We start from the raw sequence: 13,504 nt of genomic DNA, 5'->3' as shown, positions 1-13,504 counted from the left end.
ATCTTCCTATAGAAGTGATGAAAAGTGTCTTATTTAATTTGCTTCTATCTATTGCCATTGTAACTGATATTCACTGTTTTTTAGATACTGCCAGATAAAATTACAAATCATTATAGAGGCAAGTATTTTTCGAAAAGTACCGATCTAAAGACAATTCAGAAGTCATGAATTTATCATGATTGATGAAGGTTATTTATTATGATTATAAAAGATATAGCTAAACAGGGAATTCCAGAAATAGGTAATATTTTACCCTTAAAAAAAAATAATATTATTCCAATAAAAATTACTAAGACTATAGAAATAGTCGTAGTCCCTAATTTGGGTGAAGTAAATTCGCATCAAGATAATGTCGGAATTATTCTAGAAGAAAAAAATGTTCTAAGGATTTTATCTAAACGATATAAAAATGTTTTAATTACTGAAATTAATTCAGAAGAAGATCTTGAAGCCCTAGTTAAAAGAAAGCCTGATTTAGTATTCTCTGGTGTTAAGTATTTCTTTTTTAATAATAGGAAAATATGGCTAAATGATTATTTAGAGATGTTTGAAATTCCATATATCGCCTCAAGTAAAGCAGCTCTTGATAATGAAAGTGATAAAAATAGAGCAAAAAAGATTATGCAAAAAAATAATATTAGAACTGCAGATTTTTTTATAACAAACCCCGGTGAATACTTAAAAGAATCATCAATACCAATAAAATTTCCCCTTTTTATAAAACCAGTAACTGGTGGAGATAGCAGGGGTGTGGATAAAAATTCAATTGTATTTAATTTTGAAGATTTTACCTCAAAAGTATTAGACATTAAAGTAATGCAAAACTCACCTTCTTTAGTCGAAACATATTTAGCAGGAAAAGAATATAGTGTTGGTATTTTTGAAGATAGTATTGACGGAACTTTAAGAACTATGCCAATAGAAATTATCGTAAAAGAAAATGTAGACGGTCATTGCATTCTTGATTTTGATGTTAAAAAAAATGATGAAGAGAGCGTAATTCTTGTTTCAGATGTTGTGGTCTTTGACAAACTTTCTAAATTAGCAAAAGATTCATTTAAAGCCTTAGGTGGAAAATCTTTAGGTAGAATAGATATTAAAATGGATCATTTAGGCTCTCCTCATTTTATAGAAGCAAATTTAATGCCAGGTCTTCGAAAAGGTTATTTTTATAGATCGTGTGTACTAAACCTTGATATGAGTTACGAAGATATGATTTTTAGTATTGCAAATACTGGCTTGTCTTCACATTAAATATCTTGAAGCGCTGTAACAGTAATCTCTTTTGTTTTTAAAGATCTAATCCCCATCAAGCAAGCTTGAGCAGTAGACATGTTTGTGCAATAAGGAACTTTATTACCTAGCGTTGCTCTTCTTAAAGCCATTGCATCATGAAGACGGTGCTCACTATTTCCACCACCAGTATTAATAACTAAGGCAATTTTTTTAGAATTTAGTACATCAACAATGTGAGGTGATCCTCCACTAACCTTGTTTATTGTTTTGCACTTTATTCCATGTTTACGAATGTAGTCGGCAGTTCCACCCGTAGCACATAAAGTAAAATTTAATTTTATTAATTGTTTTGCTAAATCTACACCTTCATCTTTATGACCATCTTTGAGAGAAATAAATGCTAAACCTTTTGTTGGTAATGAGTTTGAAGCAGCAATTTGGCTTTTTGCATAAGCCATACCAAAATCCTTATCAAATCCCATTACTTCACCTGTTGATTTCATCTCAGGACCCAATAATAGGTCGCTATTTGGGAATTTATTGAAAGGAAATACTGCTTCTTTAACTGCAAATAAGTTTTTATTTTTACCTCTTAAGTTAAATTTAGATAATTTTTCACCAGCCATCACTCTTGAGGCAATTTTTGCAAGAGGCAATCCTTTGGCCTTAGATACAAAGGGAACTGTTCTGCTTGCTCTTGGATTTACTTCTATTACATAAATTTCATCATTTTTAATGGCAAATTGAATGTTCATAAAACCTTTAACATTTAACGCTAAAGCTAATTTTTTTGTTTGAACCTCTATTTCTGTTATCAACTTTGGTTTAATAGATATAGGAGGTAAAGAACATGCAGAATCTCCAGAGTGAATACCTGCTTCTTCAATGTGCTGCATGATACCTGCAACAAATACTTGCTTACCATCAGATATTGCATCAACATCAACTTCCATAGCGTGGCTAATAAATTTATCTATTAATATGGGATTATCTTCTGCAGCTTTAAATGCTTCTTCTACAAAGTTTTTCAATTGGCTTTTTTCATGAACAATTTCCATTGCTCTTCCACCTAACACATAAGAAGGTCTTACCATTAATGGTAGACCAATTTTTTCAGCAATTTGAATGGCTTGCTTGTAAGTTTTAGCAATACCACTTTCAGCTTGTTTTAATTTTAATCTATCAAGTAATTTTCTAAATCTATTTCTATCTTCAGCAAGATCTATTGAGGTGTACTGCGTTCCAAGAATTGGAAGTTTGTTATCATGTAAAAACTTTGCAAGTCTTATAGGAGTTTGTCCACCAAACTGAGCAATGATCCCTACAAGGTTTCCTTTTTGCTGTTCTTTTTTAATAATATTATAAACATACTCTTCTTTAAGAGGTTCAAAATAAAGCCTATCACTTGTGTCGTAGTCTGTTGAAACTGTTTCAGGATTACAGTTAATCATTATAGTTTCAAAACCACTATCTTTAAGAGCATAACTTGCTTGGCAACAACAGTAATCAAACTCAATACCTTGACCTATACGATTTGGTCCACCCCCTAAAATTATGATTTTTTTTCTTGAAGAAGGTTCTGCTTCACACTCTGAATTCAAAGCATAATTTCTTTGATATGTTGAGTACATATAAGGTGTGAAAGATTTAAATTCAGCAGCACAGGTGTCTACTTTTTTGTAAACTGGTAATACTTTTAAAGCAGTTCTTTTTTTCCTAACAAGGTCTTCAGGAATTTTAGTGATTTCAGATAGTTTTTTATCAGAAAAACCTATTGATTTAATTCTATTAAATTCATTGTAGTCTTTAGGGAGACCTTTTTTTTGTATTTGATTTTCTTCATCAACAATTTCTTTTATTTGCTCCAAGAACCAAGGATCTATTTTACAAAGTTGGTGAATTCTTTTAATGTTGATTTTTTTTCTAAACGCTTCAGCAGCTAATAGTATTCTATTTGGAATATTTTTTTTTAATTCTTTTTCTATTTTTTTTTTGCTAAGTGGAAAAATTCGATCTAAGCCTGAAAAGCCAATTTCAAGAGAGACCAATGCTTTTTGAAGAGATTCTTTAAAGTTTCTACCAATTGCCATTGCTTCACCAACTGATTTCATTGAAGTCCCAAGAATTGCCTCAGAAGTAGAGAATTTTTCAAAGGTAAACCTTGGTATTTTAGTCACTACATAATCAATACTAGGTTCAAAAGAAGCAGGTGTTGTTTTAGTAATTTCATTCTTTAATTCATCAAGTGTGTAACCAACAGCTAGTTTTGCTGCAACTTTTGCAATTGGAAACCCTGTTGCTTTAGAAGCAAGAGCTGAAGATCTCGAAACTCTTGGGTTCATTTCAATGATAACCATTCTGCCATCTTTAGGATTGATTGCAAATTGAACATTTGAACCACCTGTTTCTACTCCAATTTTTCTAAGACAAGCAATTGAGGCATTTCTCATAACTTGGTACTCTTTATCCGTAAGTGTTAGAGCGGGTGCAACTGTAATGGAATCTCCCGTATGAATTCCCATTGGGTCAATGTTTTCAATAGAACAAATAATAATACAGTTGTCTTTTTTATCTCTAACAACTTCCATTTCAAATTCTTTCCAACCCTCAAGGCATTCTTCAATTAAAATTTGGCTAACAGGGGACTCGTGTAAACCATCTTTAACTATTTTAAGATATTCTTTTTCAGTTTTGGCAATTCCTCCACCCAAACCACCCAAAGTAAACGCAGGTCTAATTATTGCTGGTAATCCGATTTGTTTTAAAGCTTTTGCAGCATCTCTAATATGATTTACCACTTTAGATTTTGGTAAGTCCAAACCAATATCTAACATGTTTTTTCTAAATTTTTTTCTGTCCTCTGCATTAGAGATTGCCTTAGAATTCGCACCAATTAGTTCAATCTTGTATTTTTTAAGAATTCCTTTTTTCTCAGCTTCCATTGCTAAATTCAAAGCAGTTTGGCCACCCATTGTTGGCAAAATTGCATCTGGTTTTTCTTTTTTTAGAATTTTTTCTAATACCTCCAAGGTTATTGGCTCAATATAAGTTTTATCTGCAACACCAGGGTCTGTCATGATAGTTGCAGGATTAGAGTTAATTAAAATAACTTTATAATCTTCATCTTTAAGTGCCTTACAGGCTTGTGTACCTGAGTAGTCAAACTCACATGCTTGACCTATGATAATTGGTCCAGCACCAACGATTAGTATAGTTTTAAGGTCTTTTCTTTTTGGCATTTTTTTTTATGTTGTTAATAAATTCTTCAAATAAGTAAACACTATCTTGTGGCCCTGGGTTTGATTCAGGGTGATATTGAACAGAAAAAACAGGTTTATTTTTTAATCTAATTCCTTCAATGCAATTATCAAATAAAGATTTATGAGTTACTTCAATATTTTTTGGTAATGTTGCTCTTATAATTTCAAAGCCATGATTTTGACTCGTGATTTCGACATTATCTTTAATTAAGTTTTTAACTGGATGATTAGCACCTCTATGACCAAGTTTCATTTTTTTAGTTTTTGCACCAAGCGCTAAGGCTAAAATTTGATGACCAAGGCAAATACCAAAAATAGGTAAATTATTTTTGATTAATTCTTTAATGATTTCAATTGCATATTTTCCAGTTGCTGCAGGGTCACCAGGACCATTGGATAAAAAGATCCCATTTGGCTTTAATTTAAGGATGTCTTTTGCACTCGTTTTGCACGAAACCACTGTTACTTTACAATTAAGATCTGAGAAATATCTTAGGATATTTTTTTTAATTCCATAATCAATTGCAACAATGTGTAATGAGTTTTTTTTATTTTTTAAGTAACCAGTTTCTTTTTTCCAAGTTTTAAAACCTGACCAAATATAATTTTTTTTAGTAGTCACTTGTTCTGCTAAATCTAAATTATTTAATCCACTCCATTTCGCTGTGATATTTGCTAATTTACTAATATTGAAATTGCCTTTATTAGAAAAAGAAATGGTACCTTTAGGGGCTCCTTTATCTCTAATATAATTAGTCAAGCCTCTTGTATCCAAACCAGTGATCCCAACAATTTTATTTTTTTTTAACCACTCGTCTAAATTTAGCAAAGATCTATAGTTAGAAGGACTTGTTATCTCAGAGTTAAAAATTACACCTTTGGTCCAAACTTTATCAGATTCTAAATCTTGCTTGTTAGTTCCAACGTTACCAATGTGTGGAAAAGTAAAATTGATAATTTGCCCAGCATAAGAGGGGTCTGAAATAATTTCTTGATAGCCTGTTAGAGAAGTATTGAAGCATACTTCGCCTGTCGCTGTTCCTTGATAGCCAATACCAACACCTTTAAAGATTGCTTTATTTTCAAGAACTAAAACGCCTGTGTGAATCTGTGAGATTTTGTTAGAGCTAATCTTTTTTGTTTTTTTGATCAATTACAACTCATGAGTTAAAGGTTAATACAATAAAACCTTAATTATCGCAACAGAGATGTATTATAAAATTATAAAAAAACAATTTTTCTTTTGAAGAATTTTCACTTTGCAGTAGATTAAAAAATATTATGACATTGAAAGAAAAAATTGAAACTAACTATAAAAATTCTCTAAAATCAAAAAATAAGGTTGAAATCTCAACCTACAGGTTAATTTTATCTGGAATAAAAGATATCGATATTATCAATCGATCTGGCGCCGACATAAAAGAAACAGACGATGAGGACATTAAAAAACTTTTAAAGAAAATGATCAAGCAAAGAATCGAATCAATAGATATCTATAAAAAAAATGACAGGATGGATTTGCTAGAAGTTGAGCAAAATGAATTTGATCTTTTATCTAGTTTTTTACCACAGCAGTTAAACGATGAAGAAACTAAAAAGATATGCGTTGATACAATAAGTAAATTGGGTGCCGCATCAATTAAAGACATGGGTAAAGTGATGGGTGAATTGAAAAAGTCATACCCTGACAATCTAGATTTTGCTAAAGCCGGACCTTTACTCAAAGAACTATTAAATAAATAATGAAATACCCAAAAGAGTATTTAGACGAAATTAAAACTCGTTTAAAGGTTTCAACAGTTGTATCAAAGTCTGTCAGTCTAAAAAAAAGAGGCAAAGAATTTGTAGGCTTATCACCCTTTAAAACTGAAAAAACACCTTCATTTACAGTTAATGATGAAAAAGAATTTTATCATTGTTTTGCAACATCAGAACATGGAAATATTTTTGATTTTATAATGAAAACTCAAAATTTGAAATTTGGAGAAGCGGTAAAATCATTAGCAAATCTTGCAGGTATGAGACCTTACACATTTTCAAAACAAGATGAAGAACGTGAAAAAAATTGGCAAGAGTATTGCTCAATCTATAATCAATATGTTCAATTTTATCACGAAGAAATTTTAAAAAATGAAAGTTTAACTATTGCGAGAGACTATTTAAAGAAAAGGAACCTTAGTAAGAATGAAGTAAAAAATTTTAAGATTGGATTTGTTGAAAGAAACTCTAATTTTTATGAAAAATTAAAAGATGAATTTAGTGAGAAAGTTTTAGTTGAAAGTGGTCTTTTTTATTTAGATGAAAAAAAGAATAAATACGTTGAAAGATTTCGAGATAGAATAATATTTCCAATTAATAATATTTCAGGCCAACCCATTGGATTGGGAGGAAGAACCATTCAAGAAAATAGTTATTCAGCAAAATATATCAATTCTCCTGAAACACCTTTTTTTAAAAAAGGTTCTAATTTATATAATCTGGACTTAGCTAGAAGATTATCAAATAAAATAGACCACGTATATTTAGTTGAAGGATACATGGATGTAGTTGGTTTAAGTAAAAATGGAATTGAAAATGTTGTAGCAAATCTTGGAACATCTTTAACGGATAGACAGATTTTAATGCTTAACCAATTCTTTGAAGATATAATTATCTGCTTTGATGGTGATGAGAGTGGATACAAAGCAGCGCTCAGGGCAGCAGAAAATTCAATTAAAGAACTACAACCAGAAAAACAAATTTCGTTTCTTTTTTTACCAGATGGCGAAGATCCTGATAGTTATGCAAATAAAAATGGCAAAGCAAACTTTATTGATTTTACTAAACAGGCAAAAATTTCAATTCATCAGTTTATATTTAATCATTATAAACAACAAACTGATAACAATCCTTCATCAATGGCTATTTTTGAAAAAAAATTAAGAGCTATTGCTGCAACCATAAAAGATGATTTTATAAAAAAATATGTACTAGAGTTTTTCTTGGAGAAAATTTCATCTTTAACTCCACATAGCAATGTAGGAAAAAAACAATTTTATACTAAAAAGATAAAATCATTACAGTCTACTCAAAAACACTTTAACGAAAGCAAATTATTAAGCGGTGTTGAGCTTAAAGAGTTTTCATTGCTTTATTTAATAATGAACAATTTAGATTTATTTCAAGAAAATATTCACATGATTGAAAATATAAATCTATTTAGTGAAGAAAATAAATTAATTTTTGACACCTTGATAACCAAACTAAAGAGTGGAGAAAAACTTACCTTAGACCAAATTCCAATCGATCCTCAATTAACTGAAAAGATTTTTAAATTTGCTTCGATAAAGCATATCCTGAATAACCATCAAAATGATCAGAATAAAATGTTTGAACTACTAGAGGAAGTCTCTAGAGACCTTAAAAACTACGATTTAGAGTTCAGAATTGAAGAGCTTGAGTCGAAGTTCTCTAAAGATTTAAGCGAAAGCACTTTCAATGAAATAAGAGAGCTAAAAAAACAAAAAAACATCAATTAAATCTTTCAAAAAATACGTGGATTTTTCTCAAATTGCGCTTATATAAGTCATTTCAAATATACTATTGTGGAAAGAATAATTACAAAATCATTTGCTAGACTTATGGGTCGTGGGACTCATAGAGGATTTATAACTTTTGACGAGCTAAATAAATCATTAGGTAAAAGAAATCTTTCAGACGAAAATTTAGAACAAGCCTTCATGCACATTCTTGATGAGAATGTAGCACTTGTAGAAAAAAAATCTGATTTTAAAGTTTTAAGAAAAAAAGAAAATTCATCTAAAGAAGAGGGTAAGACAATTGAGAAAAGTGATGACCCTATAAGAATGTATTTAAGGGAGATGGGTGGAGTAGAGCTCTTATCTCGTGAAGGTGAAATTGCAATTGCAAAAAGAATAGAAGCTGGGAAAGATGTAATGCTTATCGCATTAGCACAAAGCCCAATTACTGCACAACAATTTGTGGAGTGGGATGAGAAACTTCAAAGTGATGAAATTTTAGTTAGAGAAATTATTGATATTGATACTAACTACATGGAAGACGAAAATACAGGTCCAAGCGCTAAGCAAAGAAATTCTGGTGAAACTGATAAAAATGATGAAAATAATGGAGACGATGATGAGTTCAATCCAACGCTTGCAGCAATGGAAACTGAAATCAAACCAAAAGTTTTAAAAACTGTAAATACTTTAACAAAAGAATATGCAAAATTAACCAGGTATCAAAAAGAAAAGCTTGATGGTATTTTAAATGCAGTTAGCTTCTCAACTGCTAAAGAAAAAGGACATGATAAAATTGTAAGTGATATTTTAGAAAATATTAAATCATTACAATTGTCACCTTCTGTAACAGAGGAATTGGTTCAAAAGCACTATGTGGAAAATAAAAAAATTGTTTCACTAGAAGGAAACCTTTTAAGACTAGCAATGGATCAAAAAATTCCAAGAAATGAATTTATTAAGTTTTATATTGGCAATGAAATTAATCCAAATCTTAAAAAGTTCCTTGATACTAACCCCATGTGGAAGCAGTTTTTCTCAAAAAATAAAGATGAATTTAAAAACATAAGAGAGAGATTAATTGAGATTAGCCATAAACTTGGAATTTCAGTCACTGATTATAAAAAAATAGTTAGCCGAGTTCAAAAAGGTGAAAAAGAATCTAGAATTGCAAAAAAAGAAATGGTTGAAGCAAACTTAAGATTGGTAATTTCAATTGCAAAAAAGTACACTAATAGAGGTCTTCAATTTTTAGATCTTATTCAAGAAGGAAACATTGGTCTTATGAAAGCTGTGGATAAATTTGAATACAGAAGAGGTTATAAGTTTTCAACATATGCTACTTGGTGGATCAGACAAGCAATCACCAGATCTATTGCTGACCAAGCTCGTACAATAAGAATTCCAGTTCACATGATAGAAACTATTAATAAAATTGTAAGAACACAAAGATTAATTTTAAGTGAGTTTGGTAGAGAGGCCACACCTGAAGAATTAGCGCAAAAATTAAGAATGCCTTTAGACAAAGTTAGAAAAGTTTTAAAAATATCAAAAGAACCAGTATCTCTTGAAAAACCAGTAGGAGATGAAGAGGATAGTAGTTTGGGTGATTTTATTGAAGATACAAAAGCATTAGCACCTTTAGAACAAGCTATTAAATCAAATCTAAGTGAAGCCACGACTAAGATTTTATCAACTCTAACACCAAGAGAAGAAAGAGTTCTTAGAATGAGATTTGGTGTTGGAATGAATACAGACCATACTCTTGAAGAAGTAGGTCTTCAGTTTTCTGTAACAAGAGAGCGTATTAGACAGATAGAAGCTAAAGCTTTAAGAAAATTAAAACATCCAAGCAGATCCAAACAGTTAAAAAGCTTTTTAGAAAGTTAAAATTCAAAGGGACTGTAGCTCAATAGTAGAGTACTGCATTGACATTGCAGGGGTAGTTGGAGCGTAACCAACCAGTCCCACCATTTTCATTATCTTTTACCTATGCTAGACATCGGTTACATTATAATATAATTAAAGTTTAATTTTTAGGGCCTGTAGCTCAGTTGGTTAGAGCAGTACACTCATAATGTATTGGTCCCAGGTTCGAGTCCTGGCGGGCCCACCAAAAATTATTTTTATAGATGATTATTTAATAAACTCTTTTAAAGTAGAAAAAAGAGCATTGATGTCTCCATCATTATTTTGAATGATAGAAGAGAATTCTTCCTTTTGAGTTCTCACGAGACTTAAGCCCTCAATAATTAAATCTCTGATTAAAGGGATTTCTGGGTTTTTTGTATAAACTCTCCAATCAATTTTAACTTCAGGCCTTTGTTCTGTTCCAACTAAAATACTAGATACTATTGTATAATTTTCATTTAATTTTTTTTTAGATAAGACTTCAATCTCTGGATTTGAATATTCAGCTAGTCTACTAGCAAAACTTTTTAAAAAATATTGCTCAAAAAGATTTGAATACTCTTTTTTTTGATCTTCATTTATATATTTTCTATAAGCTCCCAAAGTGTAATAACCAATACCATTGATATCTACTGTTTCACTTGCAATTTTTTTTAGCCTCTCTATTTTTTCTTCTTTAGAAAAGTTATCATTAAGAGCTTCTGAGGCTCTGTTAACTGTTGATTGAACAAAGATATCTGGTTCAATCGAGTAAACTTTAGCAATACTTGAGAAAAAAATTACTAAAAAAAATAAGAATGTTGAAGTTTTTTTTAGAAACATTACCTTGCTCATTGTTAAGATTATTTATTTTTAATTATTTAGTTTCTACTTCTTCCCAGTCGCCTTCATACATAATATCAATTGTTGGATCTGAGTTTCTAATTTTTTGCTGTCTATCTTGCAAATACAAACTTCTTACTGAAGCATAAAAGTCCATAGAGTTTTTTTCTAAATTATCTATAGTCTCTAAGTTTTTTGCCCTAAAATCAATTCCTGATATAATTTTTGTTGTCATATATAAGTCTTGATCTAAATATTGATTATTTCCATGAACAGACAGGTTATAATAAGGATCCCCACCTAATACATTCATAAATGAACCAAAAGTATCTCTAACAGTTGATGGTCCAAGAACTGGTAACACAACATAACAACCTGCCCCAATACCCCAAGCACCAAAAGTTTGCCCATAATCTTCTTTTTCATACTCTGGAAAATTCATTTTTGTGGCCACATCGAATACTCCAAGAATACCTAATGTAGTATTAACAGCAAATCTTCCAGTGTTAATTCCAGCTTTTTTAAACTCTCCCTGAAGAATATTATTGGGTATAGTTAAGAGTGAAGAAATATTTTCAAGGGCATTACTCGTTCCATATCTGATTGGTGATGGCAATTTTCTATAACCTTTAGCAACTGGTTCTAATATAGCTTTATCCAAACTTTGATTTAAAGAAAAGGTGGCTCTATTTAAACCTTCAAAACAATCTTTAACATCTCCAGAATTTTTTTTTGATAAGCTATTTTCACCATCTGTGTCAGCACACACATTTGTTGCTAACAATAAACTTATAAGTGAAGTTATTATAATTTTTTTCATAATATAATCATTATATAATATATATAATGTTAATGTAAATCAGCAATTAGCTCTAAATATGACACAAAAATGGCTTTAAAAACATCATTGAACTACTCCCCAAATTTTAATTCTAAAAAAAGAACTTCTAAGCAAATCAAATTTATTATTTTTCATTATACGGGAATGAAAAAAGAATCTGATGCCATAAATAAGCTTATCGAAATACAATCTGAGGTTAGCTGCCATTATTTAATTAAAAATAATGGAGAAATTGTAAAAATAGTACCTGATTTATACATTGCATGGCATGCTGGAGAATCTTCGTGGAAAAATTATAAGTCTTTAAATTTAAATTCTATTGGAATTGAAATTACAAACCCAGGACATGAGCATGGTTATAAAAAATTTACAAAAAAACAAACCTCCTCTCTTTTAAAGTTAAGTAAGTTTTTAATAAAAAAATATAAAATTAGTCCTAATAATATTTTGGGACATTCAGATATAGCAATACTAAGGAAAAAAGACCCAGGTGAAAAGTTTCCATGGGAGTATTTATCTAAAAATAAAATAGGGATATGGCACACATTAAATAAGCAAGATTTGATAAAAAATAGAAAACTAAAGATAGATAAAATAGAAGAAAATATTTTTTTCAGAAACCTGTTTAAGATTGGATATTCAAAAAAATATCCAAAAGACAAGAGTAAGAATAAATATTTAGAGAAATTAGCAAAAACTTTTCAAAGAAGATTTAGGCAAGAGTTGGTTGATGGTAAAATTGATCAAGAATGTCTGATTATTAGCAAAAATCTTATCAAGGCATATAATTAAATTTTTCTTGAAGTTCTATAGTTAAGTAATAAATTACATGTGCTAGATGAACGACTTATCGCTTTAATTTTTTTTAAAGAGGAAAGTCCGGGCTCCGCAAAGACACAGTGCCAGATAATACCTGGCGGGGGAAACCCTAGGGATAGTGCCACAGAAAATATACCGCCATAACATGGCAAGGGTGAAAAGGTGTGGTAAGAGCGCACCGGTTCTATTGGTAACAATGAACGCTGGAAAACCCCACTGGGAGCAAGACTAAGTAGAGATGACATTGTTGCAAAACTAAAAGCCGTCTTTGGCTAGTCATCAGGGTTAGTTGCTTGAGCTTAAGAGTGATCTTAAGCCTAGAGAAATGATAGGTTTAAATGACAGAACCCGGCTTATAGTTTATCTAGCAAACTTATCCACAGTTCAATTGTAATTAAATTTAGATGTTCACCTTTTGATTCATAATTGAATCATTTCTGTTCTTCTTTTTAGTCCTAGAATTGTATTGAGTTAAAACTAAAAATTGATTTTAGACTTAATGTAGATAAACAAAAGTTATCCACAATTATTAACAAATTGGCCTAAAACGAACATATTGACACTATGATTAAAAACCCATATTGTCCCATATATTCCCAAATATGGAATCTATGAAATATAAAAAATATGTTTTTATCTACTTACGAGAACAAAATAGACAAAAAAGGAAGGGTATCTGTGCCTGCTAGTTTTAGATCTCATCTTTCTAACTTAGGATACAACGGTGTTATCTGTTATCCCTCATTTAATAATCAGTCTATAGAAGCTTGTTCACAAGATAGAATTGAAAAACTTTCTACAAGTATAGATTCATTAAGTCCATTTGAAGAAAAAAGAGATTATTTTGCAACATCAATTTTATCTGAGAGTATGAATTTACAATTTGATAGTGAAGGTAGAATTTCGTTATCAACAAAATTATTAAAACATGCAAAAATAAAAAATAGCATGTTATTTGTTGGTCAGGGTCAAACATTCCAAGTATGGGAACCAGCAGCATTTGAAAAATTTAAGATCAACGCAAGAAAAAAAGCAAATCTAAACCGTGCAAGTCTTAAATGGGAAAAACATTTTAATAACAATGAGGGGAAATAAAA

General features: G+C 30.4%; 10 protein-coding genes, 2 tRNA genes and 1 other RNA gene. 9 read left to right on the top strand and 4 right to left on the bottom strand.

Annotated elements, in window-relative coordinates:
- Positions 1-198 precede the first annotated feature (198 nt).
- Positions 199-1,254: a D-alanine--D-alanine ligase gene (locus tag ABXT48_RS05925; RefSeq protein ID WP_415286089.1), complete on the top strand. Its 1,056-nt coding sequence runs from the start codon at positions 199-201 to the stop codon at positions 1,252-1,254.
- On the opposite strand, the gene carB is transcribed toward ABXT48_RS05925, so the two are convergent.
- A complete protein-coding gene (carB, locus tag ABXT48_RS05920; RefSeq protein WP_415286087.1) occupies positions 1,251-4,475 on the bottom strand; it encodes a carbamoyl-phosphate synthase large subunit in 3,225 nt (1,074 codons plus the stop codon). The genes ABXT48_RS05925 and carB overlap by 4 nt on opposite strands.
- Entirely contained in the window at positions 4,453-5,649 is a 1,197-nt protein-coding gene (gene carA / locus ABXT48_RS05915; RefSeq protein WP_415302823.1) for a glutamine-hydrolyzing carbamoyl-phosphate synthase small subunit, read from the bottom strand. Before carA ends, carB begins: the two co-directional genes overlap by 23 nt.
- A 128-nt stretch (positions 5,650-5,777) precedes the next feature.
- On the opposite strand from carA, the gene ABXT48_RS05910 reads away from it, so the two are divergent.
- From ABXT48_RS05910 to ABXT48_RS05890, 5 genes are all read left to right on the top strand, one after another.
- Complete coding sequence (locus ABXT48_RS05910) at positions 5,778-6,239, top strand: GatB/YqeY domain-containing protein (protein WP_415286083.1); 462 nt, start codon at positions 5,778-5,780, stop codon at positions 6,237-6,239.
- A complete protein-coding gene (gene dnaG, locus ABXT48_RS05905) occupies positions 6,239-8,014 on the top strand; it encodes a DNA primase (protein ID WP_415286082.1) in 1,776 nt (591 codons plus the stop codon). The genes ABXT48_RS05910 and dnaG overlap by 1 nt, the downstream gene beginning before the upstream one ends.
- 66 nt (positions 8,015-8,080) lie before the next feature.
- A complete protein-coding gene (gene rpoD, locus ABXT48_RS05900; RefSeq protein ID WP_415286080.1) occupies positions 8,081-9,904 on the top strand; it encodes an RNA polymerase sigma factor RpoD in 1,824 nt (607 codons plus the stop codon).
- Positions 9,905-9,912: 8 nt separating this feature from the next.
- Positions 9,913-9,987, top strand: a tRNA-Val gene (locus tag ABXT48_RS05895).
- A gap of 66 nt (positions 9,988-10,053) precedes the next feature.
- Positions 10,054-10,130 (top strand) — tRNA-Ile (locus ABXT48_RS05890).
- Between the two features lie 20 nt (positions 10,131-10,150).
- On the opposite strand, the gene ABXT48_RS05885 is transcribed toward ABXT48_RS05890, so the two are convergent.
- Both ABXT48_RS05885 and ABXT48_RS05880 read right to left on the bottom strand, forming a co-directional pair.
- Positions 10,151-10,747, bottom strand: coding sequence for an MlaC/ttg2D family ABC transporter substrate-binding protein (locus ABXT48_RS05885; protein WP_415286078.1), 597 nt, complete (start codon positions 10,745-10,747; stop codon positions 10,151-10,153).
- A 34-nt stretch (positions 10,748-10,781) separates the two neighbouring features.
- Positions 10,782-11,567, bottom strand: a complete 786-nt coding sequence (locus tag ABXT48_RS05880) for a VacJ family lipoprotein (protein ID WP_415302821.1) — start codon at positions 11,565-11,567, stop codon at positions 10,782-10,784.
- 69 nt (positions 11,568-11,636) lie between these two features.
- Between ABXT48_RS05880 and ABXT48_RS05875 the strand changes: the two genes are divergently transcribed.
- The 3 genes from ABXT48_RS05875 to mraZ all read left to right on the top strand — a co-directional run bounded on the left by ABXT48_RS05875 (position 11,637) and on the right by mraZ (position 13,502).
- The gene (locus ABXT48_RS05875) at positions 11,637-12,380 is read left to right on the top strand and encodes an N-acetylmuramoyl-L-alanine amidase (protein WP_415286075.1); all 744 of its coding nucleotides are present in this window, start codon (positions 11,637-11,639) and stop codon (positions 12,378-12,380) included.
- Between the two features lie 42 nt (positions 12,381-12,422).
- Positions 12,423-12,779: RNase P RNA component class A (gene rnpB / locus ABXT48_RS05870), an RNA gene on the top strand.
- A 255-nt stretch (positions 12,780-13,034) separates the two neighbouring features.
- The gene (gene mraZ / locus ABXT48_RS05865; protein ID WP_415286074.1) at positions 13,035-13,502 is read left to right on the top strand and encodes a division/cell wall cluster transcriptional repressor MraZ; all 468 of its coding nucleotides are present in this window, start codon (positions 13,035-13,037) and stop codon (positions 13,500-13,502) included.
- The last annotated feature ends 2 nt before the right edge of the window (positions 13,503-13,504 follow it).

Source organism: Candidatus Pelagibacter sp. Uisw_101 (genome assembly GCF_047727615.1).
GTDB lineage: Bacteria > Pseudomonadota > Alphaproteobacteria > Pelagibacterales > Pelagibacteraceae > Pelagibacter.
This window is presented reverse-complemented; position numbering and strand designations above follow the sequence as displayed.